17 protein-coding genes are annotated in these 17,623 nt (G+C 72.1%); 2 read left to right on the top strand and 15 right to left on the bottom strand.

Features of this window, described 5'->3' with window-relative positions; translation table 11 throughout:
• Positions 1-170: 170 nt before the first annotated feature.
• Together QFZ75_RS22405 and QFZ75_RS22400 are read right to left on the bottom strand one after the other, a co-directional pair.
• Complete coding sequence (locus QFZ75_RS22405) at positions 171-2,483, bottom strand: bifunctional polysaccharide deacetylase/glycosyltransferase family 2 protein (RefSeq protein ID WP_307539540.1); 2,313 nt, start codon at positions 2,481-2,483, stop codon at positions 171-173.
• 19 nt (positions 2,484-2,502) lie between these two features.
• Positions 2,503-2,979: a hypothetical protein gene (locus QFZ75_RS22400; protein ID WP_307539539.1), complete on the bottom strand. Its 477-nt coding sequence runs from the start codon at positions 2,977-2,979 to the stop codon at positions 2,503-2,505.
• Between the two features lie 308 nt (positions 2,980-3,287).
• Between QFZ75_RS22400 and QFZ75_RS22395 the strand changes: the two genes are divergently transcribed.
• The gene (locus QFZ75_RS22395) at positions 3,288-4,334 is read left to right on the top strand and encodes a chitinase (protein WP_307539537.1); all 1,047 of its coding nucleotides are present in this window, start codon (positions 3,288-3,290) and stop codon (positions 4,332-4,334) included.
• A gap of 191 nt (positions 4,335-4,525) precedes the next feature.
• Here QFZ75_RS22395 and QFZ75_RS22390 read toward each other — a convergent pair whose 3' ends face one another.
• From QFZ75_RS22390 to QFZ75_RS22375, 4 genes are all read right to left on the bottom strand, one after another.
• Positions 4,526-4,978: a hypothetical protein gene (locus tag QFZ75_RS22390; RefSeq protein WP_307539536.1), complete on the bottom strand. Its 453-nt coding sequence runs from the start codon at positions 4,976-4,978 to the stop codon at positions 4,526-4,528.
• Between the two features lie 4 nt (positions 4,979-4,982).
• Positions 4,983-6,182: a cyclic dehypoxanthinyl futalosine synthase gene (mqnC, locus tag QFZ75_RS22385; protein ID WP_307539534.1), complete on the bottom strand. Its 1,200-nt coding sequence runs from the start codon at positions 6,180-6,182 to the stop codon at positions 4,983-4,985.
• Positions 6,183-6,253: 71 nt separating this feature from the next.
• Positions 6,254-6,988 (bottom strand): A24 family peptidase, encoded by a 735-nt coding sequence (locus QFZ75_RS22380; RefSeq protein WP_307544691.1) that lies wholly within the window; start codon positions 6,986-6,988, stop codon positions 6,254-6,256.
• 71 nt (positions 6,989-7,059) lie between these two features.
• Positions 7,060-10,077, bottom strand: a complete 3,018-nt coding sequence (locus tag QFZ75_RS22375; protein WP_307539533.1) for a BTAD domain-containing putative transcriptional regulator — start codon at positions 10,075-10,077, stop codon at positions 7,060-7,062.
• Between the two features lie 331 nt (positions 10,078-10,408).
• Here QFZ75_RS22375 and QFZ75_RS22370 point away from each other — a divergent pair, with 331 nt between their 5' ends.
• Positions 10,409-10,738 carry a hypothetical protein gene (locus QFZ75_RS22370; RefSeq protein ID WP_307539531.1) on the top strand — a complete coding sequence of 110 codons (330 nt, stop codon included), beginning with the start codon at positions 10,409-10,411 and terminating at the stop codon, positions 10,736-10,738.
• A gap of 54 nt (positions 10,739-10,792) precedes the next feature.
• On the opposite strand, the gene QFZ75_RS22365 is transcribed toward QFZ75_RS22370, so the two are convergent.
• The 9 genes from QFZ75_RS22365 to QFZ75_RS22325 form a co-directional block, all read right to left on the bottom strand.
• Positions 10,793-11,281 (bottom strand): pilus assembly protein TadG-related protein, encoded by a 489-nt coding sequence (locus QFZ75_RS22365; protein WP_373465921.1) that lies wholly within the window; start codon positions 11,279-11,281, stop codon positions 10,793-10,795.
• 20 nt (positions 11,282-11,301) lie between these two features.
• Positions 11,302-11,736 carry a TadE family protein gene (locus tag QFZ75_RS22360; RefSeq protein WP_307539529.1) on the bottom strand — a complete coding sequence of 145 codons (435 nt, stop codon included), beginning with the start codon at positions 11,734-11,736 and terminating at the stop codon, positions 11,302-11,304.
• Positions 11,737-12,117: a TadE family protein gene (locus tag QFZ75_RS22355; RefSeq protein ID WP_307544687.1), complete on the bottom strand. Its 381-nt coding sequence runs from the start codon at positions 12,115-12,117 to the stop codon at positions 11,737-11,739. It abuts the gene before it with no gap.
• Between the two features lie 123 nt (positions 12,118-12,240).
• The gene (locus tag QFZ75_RS22350) at positions 12,241-12,492 is read right to left on the bottom strand and encodes a hypothetical protein (protein ID WP_055509289.1); all 252 of its coding nucleotides are present in this window, start codon (positions 12,490-12,492) and stop codon (positions 12,241-12,243) included.
• A gap of 96 nt (positions 12,493-12,588) precedes the next feature.
• The gene (locus tag QFZ75_RS22345; RefSeq protein ID WP_307539527.1) at positions 12,589-13,515 is read right to left on the bottom strand and encodes a type II secretion system F family protein; all 927 of its coding nucleotides are present in this window, start codon (positions 13,513-13,515) and stop codon (positions 12,589-12,591) included.
• Complete coding sequence (locus tag QFZ75_RS22340; RefSeq protein WP_307544685.1) at positions 13,512-14,453, bottom strand: type II secretion system F family protein; 942 nt, start codon at positions 14,451-14,453, stop codon at positions 13,512-13,514. The genes QFZ75_RS22345 and QFZ75_RS22340 overlap by 4 nt, the downstream gene beginning before the upstream one ends.
• Positions 14,454-14,532: 79 nt before the next feature.
• On the bottom strand, positions 14,533-15,846 hold the full coding sequence (locus tag QFZ75_RS22335; protein ID WP_307539526.1) for a CpaF family protein: 1,314 nt from the start codon (positions 15,844-15,846) through the stop codon (positions 14,533-14,535).
• 70 nt (positions 15,847-15,916) lie between these two features.
• Entirely contained in the window at positions 15,917-16,768 is an 852-nt protein-coding gene (locus QFZ75_RS22330) for a hypothetical protein (protein ID WP_307539525.1), read from the bottom strand.
• Positions 16,769-16,789: 21 nt separating this feature from the next.
• A complete protein-coding gene (locus QFZ75_RS22325; RefSeq protein WP_307539524.1) occupies positions 16,790-17,527 on the bottom strand; it encodes a hypothetical protein in 738 nt (245 codons plus the stop codon).
• Positions 17,528-17,623: the final 96 nt, after the last annotated feature.

Genomic DNA, 17,623 nt, shown 5'->3' with positions numbered 1-17,623 from the left:
CTCGGGCCACGGCGCCGGCTCCGGCCACGGCGCCGGCTCCGTCAGAGACCCCGGCTCCGGCCGCGGTGCCGGCTCCGGCGTCGGCCGCGGTGTCGGCTCCGGCGTCGGGCGGGGTGTCACCGGTCGGGGCTCCGTCGCCGGTGGGCGTCCGACCCGGCGGTGCGAGCCCATCAGCTCGCCCCCGTCGGCGTACCGACCTCCCCCGTGCGCTTCAGCTTCTGCCAGCGCAGGCGGCCGCCCGTGAGGGCCGTGACGCACGAGTGGATCAGGACGAGGTACATCATCTGCCGGTACGCGAGCTGCTGCAGCGGCATCATCAGCAGGTACCGGTACTTCTCCCGGTCGAGCCGGAACGCGTACGCCGCGCAGACCAGCTGGACGCACAGGACAGCCAGCCAGGCGAGCAGCGACGCCTTGAAGTCGATGAAGATCATCGAGTAGACGGTGAACACGTCGATCAGCGGGGCGAAGACGGGCGTGACGATCTGGAAGATCACCACCAGCGGCATGCCGACCCGCCCGAACCGGCCCGAGGGCCCCTTGTCCGTCAGGGACCCGCGGTGCTTCCACAGCGCCTGCATGGTCCCGTACGACCACCGGTAGCGCTGCGACCACAGCTGCTTGAGCGAGCCCGGCGCCTCGGTCCAGGCCTTGGCGTGCTCCTGGTAGACGACCCGCCAGCCCTCCCGGTGCATGGCGATGGTGATGTCGGTGTCCTCGGCGAGCGTGTCCTCGCTCATCCCGCCGACCGCGAGCACCGCCTCCCTGCGGAACGCGCCGATCGCGCCCGGGATGGTGGGCATGCAGCGCAGCAGGTCGTACATACGGCGGTCGAGGTTGAAGCCCATCACGTACTCGATGTGCTGCCAGGCGCCGATGATCGTGTTCCGGTTGCCGACCTTCGCGTTGCCCGCGACCGCCCCGACCCCGGGATCGGCGAAGGGCTGCACCAGGTGCCGTACGGTGTCGGCCTCGAAGACCGTGTCGCCGTCCATCATCACGACGATGTCGTGGCCGGCGTTGCGCACACCGTTGTTGAGCGCGGCCGGTTTGCCCGCGTTCTCCTGGCGGATGACCCGGACGTTCGTCATGCCCAGCGACCGGGCCGCTTCGCGCGAGATCTCGGAGGTGCCGTCCGTCGAACCGTCGTCCACGACGATGATCTCGATCGGATGGGTGCTCAGGGCCAGCGAGGCGAGGGTGTTGGCGATGCACTCCTTCTCGTTGTACGCGGGCACGACGACGCTGACCGGCCGGGTGACGGTCGGCCCCCAGCTGAACCGGCGCCTGTTGCGTCTGCGGTAGTGCCTGCGGGCGAGGACCAGCATCATGCCGAAGCGGCCCATGACGGCGACGCCCACGACGGCGAGGCCGGTCGCGAGCCCCGGTACGGTCCACTCCGCGACGGCGACCGCCGCGACCAGGGCCTTGCCCTCGTAGAGGGTGGTGCCGGTGGCGGTGCGGTGCGCGGCCTGGAGGCCGTTGCCCCCGGCCGCTCCGGCTCCCCCGGCCCCCTGGCCCTGCGGGCCGCCGGGCACCTGTCCGCCGGGCTGGGCGCCCGCGTCCGCACCTGCGTCCGCGTCCGCCTGCTGGTCCTCCGCGTCCGCCTGCTGCACGGCGCCGCTGATGGTGGTGAAGGTGTAGCCCTTCGCCTTCATCTTCCTGATGTAGGTGCCGAGCGCCTCGACCGTCTGCGACCGCTCACCGCCCGCGTCGTGGAAGAGGACCGAGGCACCCTTGTTCTTCGACGGCGTGGCCCACTTGATGATCTTCGAGACGCCGGGCCGTTTCCAGTCGTCGCTGTCGGTGTCGACGAAGACGCTGGTGTACCCCTCCGCGCCGAGCTTCTTGTAGACGGGCCAGCTGTAGTTGTCGATGGCGTCCGTCTCTGAGGAGTACGGGGCCCGGAACAGCGTCGTCGTGATGCCCGCCGCGCCGGCCAGCGCGAGCTGCGTCTGGGCCATCTCCCGCTTGATGCGGGCGTCGCTCTGGTACGAGAGGTCGACGTGCGTGAAGGTGTGGATGCCGACCTCGTTGCCCTGGTCCACCAGGTCGTTCACGATGCCCGGGTAGCGCGAGACCATCGAGCCGACCACGAAGAACGTGCCGGGGACGTCGTTCTCCTCCAGGATCTTCAGGATCTGCGGCGTCCAGTCGGGGTTGGGGCCGTCGTCGAAGGTGAGCGCGATGGTCTTCTCCGGGACGGAGCGGGTCTGCGCCCGGCCGTTCCTGAAGGAGAGGATCGGCCCGCCGTCGATGACCTTGTCCGGGACCTTGCTGGAACTGGCGTTGCTGCGGACGCGCTCGTCGCCGCCGACCTCGGCGCGCAGATAGCCGTCGAGCAGCATCACGCTGGTGAGGGCGAGGAGGAGCAGCAGGGCGAGGATGACGCGCGGTTTCTGCAGCGCCGCGGCCCGGCCCGCGGCCCGGGTCATCCGGGAGGGCGCGCGCCGGCGGCCGCGCGGGGGCGTGGTGGTAGCCATGTGTGTGGGTGCGTTCCGGTCAGTTGGCGGCCGCGGAGGCGGACGCGGACGAGGACGGGGACGAGGACGAGGACGAGGCGGGGGCCGAGGAAGCGGCGGCGGGGGCCGACGGGGCGGCGGTGGGGGCGGCGCCGGTGGCGACACCCGAGGGCGGGGCGCCGGTGGGCCGCGCCGGCGGGCTGCCGGTGCCGCCCTGCGGCTGGAGTCCGCCGCCGGGTCCGGAGTTCTGGCCGCCGTCGGGACCGCCGGCCCCGAAGGGCAGCAGCGAGGACGGGGTCAGCGAGGTGCCCCAGCCCATGAACGCCATGCCGAGCACGACCGCGTACCCGACGCAGACGGCGCCGAGGAGGGTGCCGACCCTGCGCAGCAGCCTGGCTCTGCGCCCGGAGTTGTCAACGAACACGGGACCGTCCGCGGGCCCGTTGGACCCGTTGCCACGTTTGCGGCGGCGGCCACGCACGGCGGCGCGGGATTCGATGGCAGGCTCGGAATGCATTCCCCGGATATTAGGGAGCCTTTATGTGACCGAAACTCTGATTCTGTTGTGAGACGGCCATGAGAAATCTCCGAGTCTGTCTTTTTCCTGAGAGATTGCTTGATCGCGAGGCGGAGCGGGGAACGCCGAGAAGATGCCCAATATCCCTATATGGATGCCCTGTTCACCCTATTTGCCGGGAACGGGCTTCCGCTTTCCCATGGATTGCCTGTCTTCGTGCGGCGGGGCTGTTCGTGAGACATTTCCACTTCGGAAACGCACTTTGTTTCCGTGCTGAGACAGAAATCACGAGAGTGGGAGCATGCGCGATGAGGACTTTCCTGAAGCCGGCTGCCGGGCTCGTCTGCGTGATCGCCCTTGCCTGCGCGGGGTGTTCCCCGGGTACGGACGACTCCGGCGGCTCGTCGTCCACGAGCCGTCCGCAGAGCAGTGCGTCGCCCTCCCAGGGCGCGTCGGGCACGACCGGCTCGGCGTCGGGCACCGCCTACGCGCCGTACGTCAGCGCCACCACCGCCTCCGACAACGACTCGGCCGGGTCGGCGTCGACGTACAACCTGGCGTTCGTCATCGCGGACGGCAGCAGTTGTACGCCGAAGTGGAACGGTACGACCGCGATCGGCGACTCCGCGGTGAAGTCCCGCATCTCGGCGCTGACCGGCTCCGGGGCCTCCGTGCGGGTCTCCTTCGGCGGGGCGTCCGGCAAGGAGCTGGCCTCGGCCTGTGACAGTGCGGCCGAGCTGGCCGACGCCTACGGGCGGGCGCTCGACGCCGCCGGGGCCACGGAGGCCGACTTCGACGTCGAGGGCACGCAGTTGACGGACTCCGGCTCGGTGGCGCTGCGCTCGGAGGCGATCGCGCTGCTGCAGGAGGAGCGCGACGACCTGGCGGTCACCTTCACGCTGCCCGTCATGCCGTCCGGGCTCGACGACGACGGCGTCGCGCTGCTGGAGTCCGCCAACGACCACGGGGTGCAGGTGTCCACGGTCAACATCATGACGATGAACTACGGCAGCACGTACGACGAGGACATGGGCGACTACGCCGAGACGTCGGCCCAGGCCGCGCACGACCAGCTGGAGAAGGTCTTCGGGCTGTCGGACGAGGGGGCGTGGAAGGGACTCGCGCTCACGTCGATGCTCGGCGTGAACGACGTGGCCAACGAGACGTTCTCACTGTCCGACGCGGCGCAGGTCCGTTCCTTCGCGGAGGAGAAGGGGGTCGCGTGGGTGTCGATGTGGTCGACGTTCCGGGACCAGGAGTGCGAGGAGGACGACGCGTCCTCGGACGACGCGGCGACGAACTGCAGCGGGGTCGAGCAGGAGGCGGGTGCGTTCGCCGAGGCGTTCACGGGATGACTCCCGGCCGTCTCCCGTCCGCGGACCGGCGGGGGCCGGCCGCACGGTTCCCCGCGCCCCTGGAAAGCACGGGCGAGCCCGGCCCACCCAGGGGCGCGGGGAACTGCGCGACCGGCCACGACGGAGCCGCACCCGAAAACGCACAACCGGCGAAGCCGTCAGCGGAGCTACCGGCGGAGCTACCGGCGGAGCTACCGGCGGCGATGCACCAACCGCCCCGCACACACCGTCGCGAGGCACACCCCGTCCTCGCCGAACACGGCGAGATCGGCCCGCCCCCCGTCGACGATCACCGCGGGCCGCGCCCGGTCCAGCACGACCACACCGTTGCGCTCGGCGGCCCCCCGCACCCCGGACGCGTCCGCGAACTCCGCCAGCACCGCCACCGCTCCCCGCCGCAGCAGCGCGTGCACCCGTTCACGCGGCGTCGGCGCGTCCGGCACCGGACCTCCGTGGACCAGCGCGGGCCCGAGCACCCCGGGCCACCGCCGCACGCGGGCACCCGGAAAGCGTTCCCGGAGGTCCGCCAGGGAACCCGTCGCGGCGACCCGGTCCCCCTCCACGGCGACGGCCCCGTCCGTGACCGGACCGGAGTCGTCCCAGGCGTACCGCAGCCCGTCCGCGGCGTGGATCGTCAGTGCCACCGCGCTAGTTGGACGCGAGCAGCTTCAGCTCGGGGTGCGCCGTCCCGCCCTCGATCGCGGTCGACGAGATGTGCGACTGCACCCGATCGTCGACGGGGTCCTTCGCCGGGTCCTCGTGGACGACGAGGTGCTCGTACGTCGTGGCCCGCTGCGCCGGTACCCGCCCCGCCTTGCGGATGAGGTCGATGATCTCCATCCGGTTCGAGCGGTGCTTGGCACCGGCGGAGGAGACGACGTTCTCCTCCAGCATGATCGAACCGAGGTCGTCCGCGCCGTAGTGCAGCGACAGCTGGCCGACCTCCTTGCCGGTGGTGAGCCACGAGCCCTGGATGTGGGCGACGTTGTCCATGAAGAGCCGCGCGATGGCGATCATCCGCAGGTACTCGAAGAGCGTCGCCTGCGTACGCCCCTTGAGGTGGTTGTTCTCGGGCTGGTACGTGTACGGGATGAAGGCGCGGAAGCCGCCCGTCCGGTCCTGTACGTCACGGATCATCCGCAGGTGCTCGATGCGCTCGGCGTTGGTCTCGCCGGTGCCCATCAGCATGGTGGACGTGGACTCCACGCCCAGGCCGTGCGCGGTCTCCATGATCTCCAGCCACCGCTCGCCGCTCTCCTTCAGCGGGGCGATGGCCTTGCGCGGCCGCGCCGGCAGCAGTTCCGCGCCGGCGCCGGCGAAGGAGTCGAGCCCGGCCGCGTGGATGCGCGTGATGGCCTCCTCCACGCTCACCCCGGAGATCCGGGCCATGTGCTCGACCTCGCTCGCCCCCAGGCTGTGGATGACGAGCTGCGGGTACGCCGCCTTGATCGCGGCGAAGTGCTCCTCGTAGTACTCGACGCCGAAGTCGGGGTGGTGCCCGCCCTGGAACATGATCTGCGTGCCGCCCAGCTCGACGGTCTCCGCGCACCGGCGCAGGATGTCGTCCAGGTCGCGCGTCCAGCCCTTGGCGGTGTCCTTGGGCGGGGCGTAGAACGCGCAGAACTTGCACGCCGTGACGCAGACGTTCGTGTAGTTGATGTTCCGCTCGATGATGTACGTCGCGATGTGCTCCGTACCGGCGTACCGGCGGCGGCGCACGGCGTCGGCGGCGGCGCCCAGCGCGTGCAGCGGGGCGTCGCGGTAGAGGTCGAGCGCCTCTTCGGGGGTGATCCGCCCACCCTCGGCGGCACGGTCGAGAACGGACTGGAGATCGGCCTTCTCGGTCACCGGAGCGGTCCCTTTCATAGGGGTGTGGACGGACTGATCCAGCGTACGCCAGCCGATGTGATCACCCGACGTCAGGCGGCGTACGCCCCGACGAGCAGGCCCGTGAGGGCGCCGGCGATCAGGAACGGGCCGAAGGGGATGGACGTCTTGCGCCCGGCCCGGCGGGCGACGACGAGCACCGCCCCGTACAGGCCGCCGTACAGGAACCCCGCGAACGTGCCGAGCAGCACGGTCCCCCAGCCGTACCAGCCGAGGACGGCCCCGAGGCCGAGGGCGAGTTTCACGTCCCCGAAGCCCATCCCGTCGGGGCTGACGAGGAAAAGGACGAAGTAGCCGGCACCGAGCGCCAGGGCCCCGTACAGCGCGGTCGGCCAGTCGCCCGCGTGCTCGGGGGCCGCCGCGGCGCCCGCGAGCAGGACCAGGGCGGCGGCCGCCAGGGACAGCGTCAGCACGTCCGGCAGACGCTGCACCCGGAAGTCCACGACGGCGAGGAGCACGCCGGGCGGGGCGAGCAGCAGCCAGACGGCCAGCTCGGGCCGGGCGCCGGTCGCGCAGGCCAGGAGCCCGCAGACGAGAGCGGTGGCGAGGGCCACCGAAAGGGTGCCGGGCCCGTACGCACGCCCCCCGGCCCCGCACTCCCGGCAGCGGGCCGGGCCGATCCAGCCGTTCACCGGATGGCCTTCGGGGCACCGGTCCGCCCACGGCTCGTCGGGGTCGACGCAGAAGCGGTACGCGGCGCGGGGCACGAGCAGACCGGCGACGCCGCCCCACAGGACGGCGCCGACGACGATCAGCCGGTCGACCAGCCGGGGGTCGACCGGCTGAAGGGCGGTCAACTGAAGGCCGGTCACCTGAAGGCCGATCGAGTGAAGGCCGTTCATCCCGCGGCGGCGACGCCGCTGCGCCAGGTCGGCAGCAGCTCGTCGAGGAGCGCCTCGGTCCGGGGCGGCAGCCCGCGCGCGCCGCTGCGCGCGACCAGGTCGGCCGCGAGCCGCTTCAGCCGGTCGGTGTCGCCGGTGGCGTGCGTGGCCCGCAGCAGCTCGTGCCACAGCCGCTCGTCGCCGGGCGCGGAGCCCAGCGCCGCGTCGAGCGCCTCGATCGCCTTCTCGGCCCGGTCCTTCTCCAGGTGGAACGCGGAGAGGGCGAGTCCGATGTCGGCGACCAGCAGCGGGAGCTGGGCGTCGATGATCTCGTGGGTCAGCCAGCCGTACCGGCCCGCGGGCCGCTCGGCGAGCAGCGGCCCCCGGACCAGGACGAGCGCGTCGGTCAGCAGCCGTCCGCGCACCGCGCGGCTGCCGGCTCCGCGGCCCTGGGTGGCCTCGTGGTAGAGCGAGCGCAGCACGTCCAGGTCGGACACGACGGACTTGGCGAGCTTGAGCCGCCCGGTCGCGTCGGCGGCGAGCCGCGCGGTGCCGTCCGGGTCGGTTCCGAGCCAGCCGCGCAGCCGCTCGACGAGCGCGTCCCGGACGTCGTCCGTGACCCCGCGCGGCCAGAGCGCGGAGGACAGCACCCGCGGGTGCACCCCCTCGCGGTGCAGGAGCAGCAGCGCCAGCGCCTCGTGCAGCAGCGGGCTGCGTTCGCCGTCCGGTGTCTCGAGCCCGATGATCTCGTACGGGCCGACGAGCCGCGCGTACACCGCGGGGCGCCCCTGCTCGCTGATGTCGACGAGGAACGGCGGGGTGGTGGCCGGGCGGTCGTCGTCGCGCTCGGGGTCGGCGTCGGTGAACAGCTCGACGACGGCCCGCTGCTGGGACACCGGCAGGAGCTGCGCGTCGAGTTCGAGGCCGAGGAGCGGCGCGAGGAGCTTGCCCTCGCTGGTGATCTCCATCTCCCAGGCGGCGCCGGGCAGATCGCCCGACTGCGTGCCGACGAGGTAGCCGATGCCCAGCCGGCTCGCGTCGGCAGCCAGTTCGGCGAGCTTGACGGCGTCCTCGGCGGACGGCTCGGCGGCCAGCAGCACGAGGTGCGGGGCCCACCGGGTGTGCTGGGCCGGGCCCGTACGCCCGGTGAGGACCGAGTCCTGGCCGGCCGCGCCGAGCGCGCCGCGCCGCTGCCGCGTCTCGGCCTCCATGGTCTCCACGAGCGCCTCGACGTCGTCGAGGTGGCGCAGCCGGTTGGGCGCGAGCGGCGTCAGGTCCTCGCCGAAGCCGACGAGGGTGATCGTCATGCGGTCGGACCAGCCGTTGGTGGCCAGCTCGGCGGCGACGGAGGCGAAGACGCCCGCCCGGTCCTGCTCGCGCCCGCTCAGCGAGACGATGCCGGGCACGGACTCCAGGTTGAGCAGCAGCCGCGAGTCGTCCATGGTGCCGAGGCTGACGAGCCCGGGGTACGGGGCGGCCGCGTCCACGTCCTCGTACCGCTCGGCGTCGGCGCGGGCCAGCATCCAGAACGTCTGGTCCTGCCCGAGCTGCCAGGGCGCGGGCGGCCGGCCGGCCGGCTGGGCGAGCTGGAGGTGCAGGTCGCCGTTGCCGCTCATCCAGGCCGCGTACACGGTCGGCAGCGGACGGGACTCGCCCGCGAGCGACGCGGCGAGCCCGCGCAGCGACCGGTCGAGCAGCCGTACGCCCTCGGGGTCGGCCCCCACCAGCAGCGCGTCCTGCGCGTCGGCGGCGGCGCCGGTGGGCGTGGGCGGCTCCATGCCGCGGCGCCCGCCGACAGCGCCGAGCGCGGACTGCCACAGCGCCTGGCGGCGGCGCCGGCCGAGGGCGCCGAGAAGGCCGGCGGCGAGGAGGGGCGCGCCGAGCAGTGCCTGCGGCAGCCCGAACCCGCTGCCTTCACCGGCCGGGGGCGCGGCCTGGTCCCGCCCGTCCTGCTGCTGCCCCTGGCCTCGGTCCTGGCCCCGGTCCCGGTCGGGGGTGGGCCGCTGCTCGGGAAGACTGATGTGGGCGGTGTCACGGTCGAGGGACCCGGAACCGGCCCCGCCGCCCTGCTGTCCGCCGCCCTGCTGTCCGCCACCTTGCTGATGGGCGGCGCCGGTCTTCGCGTAGTCGGAGATCTGCCGCTGGACCTCCGGGGAGACCTTCGGTGCCTCGTCGGGCATCTCGACCAGTTCGCCGCCGCGGGCGTCACCGGGCATCTCCATGATCCAGCCGGGCCGGATGAGGCTGGCCTCGGACAGCTTCGAACCGTCGGGCTGCGTACGGTCCTTGTTGAGCTGGTAGATCTCCTTGTACCGGCGCCCGTCGCCCAGGTGGCGCTCGGCGACCTCCCACAGGGAGTCGTGGTGGCGGCCCTCGGGCGGCTGGATCCGGTAGAACTTCGTGTCGCCCTCGGCCGCCAGGGCGCCGCCCTCCGCGTGCGCGGCGGCGCCGGCGGCCTGCTCGGCCAGCGCGGCGGCGCTCGCGGCGGTCTGCCCCTGCTGCTGGGCCAGCAGCCCGCCCGGGGTCTGCTGGGCCGCTGCCGCGACGGCCGGCCGCTGGTTGCCCTCCAGCTGCTGGCCGAGCTGCGACAGCCCCGGCGTGAAGCTCGCCGCGGTCGCGCCGACCAGCAGCAGCGCGGCGACGAGCTGGCGCGCGAGCAGCTGGCTGGGACCGGCCCCGGGCACCCGGTTCGGCAGTCCGACACCGGACAGGGCGGCCTTCACCTCGACGAGCACACAGGCGGTGAACTGGGCCCAGGCGAACCAGACGACCACGGTCAGCACGTTGATGAACGTGTCGACGGTGATCTCCTGCTGCAGCCACTCCACCTTCGGCGCCCCGGAGGGCAGCGGCCAGCCCATCTGCGTGGCGAGCGCCCCCGGCACACCGACGAGCAGCACGAGCAGGGCGACGAGGGCGAGGAACGCCTTGACGAAGTCCCCCGCCGAGCGCCGGCGCCGGGGCAGGGGCTGCGGCGTCCGATTCCTCGGCCCGGGCGGGCTTCCCGTCGAGTTGGAAGTGGTACGTCGCGCCATGGCGGGTGTCCTGATGTCGTGTGGGGAGGGAGGCAAGGGGACTACGGGGCGTGAGAGCGGGGGTGTGCTGAGCCTACTGAGATCTTATTGAGCGTGTCGAAGGGCTTGGAGGGGGCAACCGGGAGGAAGTGCCGCACGGAGCGACCGCTTCCGCACCACCCACCCCTTTGGTCCGGGTTGTCCGGTCGGCCCCCGCCGTCGATCCCCGCCGTCGACGCTCGTCGCCGGTCCTCGTCGTCGGTCCTCGTCGTCGGCCCCCGCCGGGACCCCGGACGTAGACTCGCGTCGCAGAGGCCACGGACCATACGGACCATCAGGAGGGGGACCTGACATGGGCGGCAAACCCGACCTCGCGCTCCCGTTGAGCGATCTCGAGGACTACGGCACCCGGCTGCGGGACATCAAGTCCCGGATGAACCACACCAAGAAGCTCTTCGAGTCCTACAGGGACGACATCGGTGACGGCGGCGTCTACGACAAGCTGGAGGACTTCGAGTCCAACTGGGAGGACGGGCGCGAGGACATCAACCAGCAGCTCGACGCCCTGGCCCAGATGTCCGAGGCGATCGTCCGCGAGTTCAAGAAGCTGGACGACGACCTGGCGAAGCAGGTCTCCGAGGGCGTGAAGTCCGAGGACAAGGGCGGCAAGGGCGGCGAGTGACCGCCCGGCGGGCCGCGGTCCGCGGCCTGCCGCTCGCCGCTCGCCCTCGCCGGCTCAGCCCACCTCGTTCTCCGCCACCGCCCGGCCCCGGACCGTCACGTCGCCGCCGTAGAACATGCCCGTGAAGACCGGCGAGTAGGTGAGCTGGACCTCCACCTCGACCTGGTCGGCGTCGGCGGCCACACAGTTCGTGGCGGCTATGTCGGCGCCGGTCATCCCCATCTCCCGGGCGAAGGCCTTCACCCGGGCGCCGCAGTTCTCGAAGAGGATCGGGGCGTCGCCGCCCCCGTTCTGGTACAGCTCCTCCAGGTCCACGTCCTGGGCCGCGTAACGGGCGGCCTGTTCCGCGATGTCGGCGGCCCGTTCGCGCTTGGAGATGGACAGGCCGCCGTCGATGACGAAGGCCGACAGGGACAGGAACACCAGCGCGAAGATGATCACCGCGCCGGCGCCCGAGCCGCGGTCGTCAAGGCGTCCGCGGCGGGCCGCCACCCAGCCGCGCACGCCGTCCGCCGTACGTCCTACGAAAGCCGCTGCCCGCACACCCGCTCCCACGCCCGCCCTCACGCCTTCCTCTTGAACGGGTCCAGCGGCGAGGTGAACGACGCCTCCAGTCGCGTCGGCACGTCCAGGCCCAGCATCGCCAGGCCCCGTACCTCGCAGCTGACCTCCACGGTGAAGAGGTCGGCGTCCTCGAAGCCGGCGCTCGTCTTGTTCACCGACACCGGCCCCGAGCAGACGTCCGCCAGGTCGGCGTCCGCGGCCTTCTGCGCCTCCGCCATCGCCGAGCCCTCGTCCCGCTGCAGCGAACCCGAGCGGGCCGCGTCCCGGGCCGCCCCGTCGAGCGCCCCCCGCCCGTCCACCAGCTGCCCGAAGGCCACCAGCACCAGGATGAAGAGGATCATCACGGGGGCGAGGATCACCACCTCCACCGTGGACAGTCCCCGGTCACCCGCCGCGCGCACGGCGTCAGGTATCTCCCGTACACCTGGACGCATCTAGTTCCCGCCCTCCTCGACGAACCGCTCCACCGGTCCCACCGACTGGGCGTGCACGGTCAGGTCCATGCCCGGGAACACCGACGGCACCTTCGCCGTGATCTCCACCCCGACCGTGTTCTGGTCCGGCTGGAGCAGTTTCACGTCCGGCCCGAGCACCAGCTGCGGTCCCAGCTGCGCGATGTAGCTGTCCACGACGTCCCGCGTCTCGCCGCGCCAGGCGCCCGGGGACTCGTCGGCCGTGGCACGCGCCTTGCGGGCGCCCGCCTGGGCCGCCGCCTGGGCCACGTGGTCGGCGAAGAAGTACAGCGCGAACTGCACCGTCGCGAAGATCATGAAGAAGAGGACGGGGGTGAGCAGCACGAACTCGATCGCGGTCATGCCGGAGTCGCCGCGGGCGGAGGCGGCCTCCACCCTGCGGCGTACCCAGCGTCGTGCGCTCACCTGCGACCCCGTGTGCGAAAGAGGGAGAAAAGAAGGGACGGCGAAGGGACGGCGGCAAAATCAGCAGGTGCTGCCCGCGTCCGCGCCCTTGATGCAGTCGCCGACCTTGTTGGCACCGTCGCTGAGCGCGGCGTTGATGATCGCGGCGACCACGCCGACGATCGCCACGACGACCGCCGAGATGATGACCCACTCCACCGCGGACGCACCGCGGTCGAGCTCGCCGGAGCGGGCGCGCTGCACCCGGCCCTGGAGGAAGGTGATCAGAAAGTCCACCCCCGGGATCCCGGTGCTGTAGTTCCGTCCGTTCATGGTGAGTTGTCCTCTCAAGGCGGTTCAAAGCGGTTCAGGGCAGTACACGGAAGCAGTTGCGGAAGCAGGCGCGGAAGCAGTTGTCGGTTGTCGGGCTCAGACCTGGAACACGCGCATCGCCGCCGGGAAGATCAGGAAGACCAGGAAACCGGCACAGAGCAGCAGCTGCGCCACGAGCATCGACTGCGACTTCTCGCCGGCGCTGCCCTCGATCTCGGCGAGTTCGCGGTGCCGCATCGTCTCCGCGCGGGAGGCGAGCGACTCGCGCACCTTCGCGCCGTCGTCCGCCACGAGCGCGAGCGACGCCGACAGGTCCTTGAGCTCCTCGACCCCGATCTCCTCCCCCAGCGAACCGAGGGCCTGCCACTGGCTGATGCCGGTGATCCGGGCGTCCGCGAGCGCGTTGCGGATGCGCTGCGTGGCCCAGCCGTCGGAGACCTCGGCGGCCGCCATCAGGGCCTCCGGGAGACCACGGCCGCCCGCCAGGCTCATCGACACCAGGTCCAGGTACGCGCCGATCACGCGCCGCAGGTCGCGCCGCTTCTCGGCCGCGTCCCGCCGCACCTCCAGGTCCGGCAGGAAGAAGAAGACGAGCGCGCAGAGCAGCGCCAGCCAGACCGGGATGGCGGGGCTGCGGCCGAAGCCGAGCGTCCACACCACGGCGAACATGAGCGGCCCGAAGAACAGTCCCCCGACGCCCAGCAGCACCTTCGTCGCGAGGAAGTTCTCCCAGCTCCGGTCGAGCACCGACAGGTCCGCCCGCAGCGAGCGCTGTTCCCAGCCCTGCTGCAGGTAGAGCTCGGCGACGCGCTGCCCCACCCGGGCCCGTACGCTGCCGAGCCGCCCGGCGTCGGTGGTGCGGTGCGCGGACTCGTACGCCGCTCCGCGCGCCCGCATCGCGTCGATGCGCGCGACCTGGGCGACCGCGCTGCGCCTGGTCGGCATCAGGGCCCGGACCAGGGCGTAGATGCCGAGGCCCAGCACGGCGCCGACCAGGACGGGCAGGGTCAGGGTCGAGTTCATCGGCGTACCCCCTCCTCCGGCAGTGACTGCGGCTGGGACGGCCCCCGCGGCCGGACGAACTGGACCGACGCCTCGTCCCGCACCAGGAACCGCTCCGGCGTCTCGATGGTCGACAGCTTGCGCAGCCACCAGAAGCCGAGCGCGAACAGCCCGCAGACGCACGCGAGTACGAGCTGTCCGACGGCCGTTCCGTACGGCTCGACGAACTCCCGGTTGAAGATGGACAGGCCCAGCACGAAGGCGATCGACACAGCGACGACGATCTGCACCGAGCGGCGGGTAGAGGCCCGCTGGGCCATCACGCGCTGGCGCATGTCGACCTCCTCGCGCGCCGACTTGGCGAGCGCGCCCAGGACCTGGCGCAGACCCGGGCCGCGCAGGCGCGCGTTGAGGATCAGCGCGGCCACGATGATGTCGGCGGACGCGTCGTCGATCTCGTCGGCGAGCTGCTGCAGGGCGTCGGGCAGCGGCGTACGGGAGCGCAGCCGGTCCACGAGCGCGTCGAGGTGCGGGCGCAGCACCGGGGCCGCGGCGCGGGCGGAGGCGGGGATGGCCTGTTCCAGGCCGACCGCGCCCGCGATGGTGTCGCGCAGCGACTCCGTCCAGGAGGCGAGGGCCTCCACGCGGCGCATGGCGGCCTTCTCCTCGGAGGCGCCGCCGAAGAGCTTGTCCCAGAAGAAGACCAGGACGGCGGTCGCGATGCCGGCCACGGCCCACCGGGTGAGCAGCAGGACGACGATGCCGGCGCCGGCGGCGACGGAGCCGCGCTGCCCCGCGAACCGTACGAGCTCGGAGGCGCGTTCGCTCGCCTTCTGCTTCTCGTGCTCGGGCTTGGCGGGCAGGCCGCGCACCGCGACGGCGAACAGGGCGAGGCCGCCGCCCACCGCGATACCGCACGCGAGCGCGTACAGGACCGTCGTGGAGAACAGCCCGCCCATGGAGCCGAGCGAGTCGAGGGCGGCGAGGGGCACGGTCGGCCGGCCCGTGGCCGGTTCACTGATGTCGCTCATGATCGGTTCACCCCCAGTTCCCGCTGCCGGGCAGGCGGTAGCCGTGCTGGATGAGGTCCTCGAGGCAGGCGAGGGGCGCGTGCGGCACGACCCGGCCGTCCGGCGCCTCGGCGAACACCTCGCTGGACAGGACGCGTCCGTCGACGCCGTTGACCTCGCGGATCGAGGTGACCATGCGCTGGAGCCGGCCGCCCGTCTGGTAGTCGTTGCGCCGCTGGACGAAGACCACGAAGTTCACCGCGCCCGCGACGAGCATCTGGCTGGCCTCGATGGGCAGGCGCTCGGTGGCCTGGAGCGCGTACGTGGAGATGCGGTTGAAGACCTCGCTGGAGCTGTTGGCGTGGATCGTGGAGAGCGAGCCGTCGTTGCCCTGCGACATCGCGTTCAGCATGGTCACGATCTCGTCGCCGAGGACCTCACCGACGATGACGCGCGAGGGGTTCATACGCAGCGACCGGCGGACCAGTTCCGCCATCGAGATGGTGCCCTGGCCCTCGGAGTTGGGCAGCCGCTCCTCGAACGCCACGACGTTCGGGTGCAGGTCGGTGAAGGTGTCGAGGCCCAGCTCCAGGGCGCGCTCGACGGTGATGAGGCGCTCGTGCGGCGGGATCTCGTTGGCGAGGGCGCGCAGCAGCGTCGTCTTGCCGGCGTTGGTGGCGCCCGCGATCATGATGTTCTTGCGGGCCCGGACCGCGCAGGCGAGGAAGTGCCCGATGTCGGGGGTGAGCGTTCCGTTGCCGACGAGGTCGGACATGAAGACCTTGCCCATGCGCGCGCGGCGGATGGACAGCGCGGGGCGGCGCGTCACGTCCATGACGGCGGACAGTCGCGAACCGTCCGGCAGTCGCAGGTCGAGCTGCGGGTTCGCGGAGTCGAAGGGCCGGGAGGACAGGCCCGAGTACGCGCCGAGGATCTGGATCAGCTCGATGAGCTCCTCGTCGGTCTCGGCGACCGGATCGCCCCTGACCTCCTCGCCGTTGGCGTAGCCGACGAAGACCTGGTCGTACCCGTTGATGTCGATGTTCTCGACCTCGGGGTTGTCCAGGAGCGGCTGCAGCCGGCCGACGCCGAAGAGCGCGGCGTGCACGGCGGCCGCGTACTGCTCCTCGGTCTCGGCGTCCAGCGGCGTACGGCCGGAGTTGATCTCCGTGCGGGCGTGGTCCTCCAGGATCTGGGCGATGACGGCGCGCGCGTACTGCCGCTCGTCCTCGTTGGACATCGGCGTGACGCCGGAGACCTGGTCGAGGCGGCGCTGCTCGGCGATCCGGTCACCGGCCTCCTGCCGGAACCGCTTGACCAGCTGGTGGTCGACGGCGGTCATCGGCCGCCCCCCGCTGTCCCGCGCCGGTACGCCGTCTCCGCCGTCCCGCGCCCGTGCGCCGTCCGCGCGGTCATCGGCCGGCTCCGGCGGTGGGCCGGCCGTTGGGGCCGTCGGCCGGGACGGACCAGGCCGCGCCGAACTGCTGGTAGAGGTCCGAGGTCACCTTGCGCGCCGAGCGGATGAGCAGCGACTTGTCGAGCCGCCCGCGCTTGCGGCCGGCCAACTGCTCGGCGCCCGTGGAGTCCTCGGCGATCGTGCCGACGACGCGGGCGCCGGTCTGCGCGGCCACCAGCATGTCGTTGACCTGGTGGACGATCTTCGCGGAGTCGCCCGGGTCGGTGATGAGGAGGACCCCGATGAGGGGGGTGCCGAGCGCGCCCGCGCCGCGCGGTCCGCCGTGCAGCCTGGCGGTGAGCGCGGCGGCCCGGTCGCGTACGCGCGCGATGGCCTCCGGCTCTGTGCGCGAGACGAGCAGGACGAGCGCGGCCTGCGCGAACATCTCCACGGCCGGGGTGTCCCCGCTGATCCGGCCGCAGTCCGCTATGACGTCGGCGGGCGCGTGCTCGGAGTCGGCGAGCTGCGCGAAGGCGCGGCCGAGGGTGGGCCACAGGCCGGCGAGCCCGGCGGCCTGCTCGGCGCTCGCGAGGCCGACGAGCACGTCCAGGCCGCCGCTCAACGGCTGTACGTGGTCCCAGATCTGGTCCGGTACGAGGCCTCGGCGGGCGGTGGCGGCGATGGACAGCATGCCAGTGTTGGGGTTCAGCGGCCCGCCGTGCGCGGCGGCGCTGCGGTACACGAGGTCGCCGCCGGCCGGGTCGGTCTCGGCGAGCAGTACACGGCGCGGCCAGACGGCGGCGAGCGCGACGGCGGTCGTGGTGACGCCGGGGGAGCCTTTGTCCGCGGCGAGGGCGATGAGGGCCATGGTGTGTGTGACTCTCCGCCGCTAGTTGCCGGGGACCTTGACGAGGGCGACCTGGTTCGCCGAGGCGGCGCGGGCCAGCGCGGCGGCGTCGCTCTCGTCGACGGTCACGGTGAAACGCTTGTTGGTGCTGCTGATGGTGCTGTCGCCCTTGGTCGGCGGCACGTTGGTGATGCGGGCCTCCTCGACGATCGGCGCGTCGGCGCTACCCGCGGAGCCGGTCGAACCGGAGCCCGTCTTGTCCGAGTCGGAGCTGGAGCTCGCGGAGCCGGTGTTGCCGACCTGGTAGGCGGCCACGAGGTCGCCGACGGCGAGGTTCTCGGGGTACTGCCCCTCCTTGAGGGAGAGACCGACGACGGCCTTGCCCGCCTCGAGGGTGCTCTTGGGGCCGAACATCTCGCCGATGACGAGGGTGCCCTTGTAGATCGTGGACTTGGCCTTGAGCTTCTTCAGCGTCTCCAGCTGGGTCCACTTGATGTAGTTGATCCCGGCGTCGTCGGCGACCAGGACCGAGGCCACCTTGCCGTCGACGGACTCGCCGGGCTGTATGTCGGCGGTCACCTTGATGACCTCGACACGGTCGCCGGCGCGCAGCACGAGCATGGTCGCCCCGAGCGCACCCAGCAGGATCAGCAGCACGGCGAGTGCGGCCAGCGCCGGTTTGCGCTCGCGAGGCGGGGAGGGAAGGCGCTCACCCGTCGTCGGCTGAACCGGCGCGGAGGAACGGTTGTTGCCCGCCCCCGTACGCTCCTGGATCTTCACGCAACCGCTCCCCGTATCCCCGTACACCCAAGAAGGTTTTCGCCATTCAGGACACTTGACGCACTTCAAACAGTTCGAACACTTCGCCCTCACCGG

This window comes from Streptomyces sp. V3I8 (assembly GCF_030817535.1).
Classification (GTDB): Bacteria; Actinomycetota; Actinomycetes; order Streptomycetales; family Streptomycetaceae; genus Streptomyces.
This window is presented reverse-complemented; position numbering and strand designations above follow the sequence as displayed.

Coding starts and splice junctions, on each gene's coding strand:
- QFZ75_RS22405 (WP_307539540.1), bottom strand. CDS start 2,483: ATGGCTACCACCACGCCCCCGCGCGGCCGCCGGCGCGCGCCCTCCCGG.
- QFZ75_RS22400 (WP_307539539.1), bottom strand. CDS start 2,979: ATGCATTCCGAGCCTGCCATCGAATCCCGCGCCGCCGTGCGTGGCCGC.
- QFZ75_RS22395 (WP_307539537.1), top strand. CDS start 3,288: ATGAGGACTTTCCTGAAGCCGGCTGCCGGGCTCGTCTGCGTGATCGCC.
- QFZ75_RS22375 (WP_307539533.1), bottom strand. CDS start 10,077: ATGGCGCGACGTACCACTTCCAACTCGACGGGAAGCCCGCCCGGGCCG.
- QFZ75_RS22370 (WP_307539531.1), top strand. CDS start 10,409: ATGGGCGGCAAACCCGACCTCGCGCTCCCGTTGAGCGATCTCGAGGAC.
- QFZ75_RS22360 (WP_307539529.1), bottom strand. CDS start 11,736: ATGCGTCCAGGTGTACGGGAGATACCTGACGCCGTGCGCGCGGCGGGT.
- QFZ75_RS22355 (WP_307544687.1), bottom strand. CDS start 12,117: ATGACCGCGATCGAGTTCGTGCTGCTCACCCCCGTCCTCTTCTTCATG.
- QFZ75_RS22350 (WP_055509289.1), bottom strand. CDS start 12,492: ATGAACGGACGGAACTACAGCACCGGGATCCCGGGGGTGGACTTTCTG.
- QFZ75_RS22345 (WP_307539527.1), bottom strand. CDS start 13,515: ATGAACTCGACCCTGACCCTGCCCGTCCTGGTCGGCGCCGTGCTGGGC.
- QFZ75_RS22340 (WP_307544685.1), bottom strand. CDS start 14,453: ATGGGCGGGCTGTTCTCCACGACGGTCCTGTACGCGCTCGCGTGCGGT.
- QFZ75_RS22335 (WP_307539526.1), bottom strand. CDS start 15,846: ATGACCGCCGTCGACCACCAGCTGGTCAAGCGGTTCCGGCAGGAGGCC.
- QFZ75_RS22330 (WP_307539525.1), bottom strand. CDS start 16,768: ATGGCCCTCATCGCCCTCGCCGCGGACAAAGGCTCCCCCGGCGTCACC.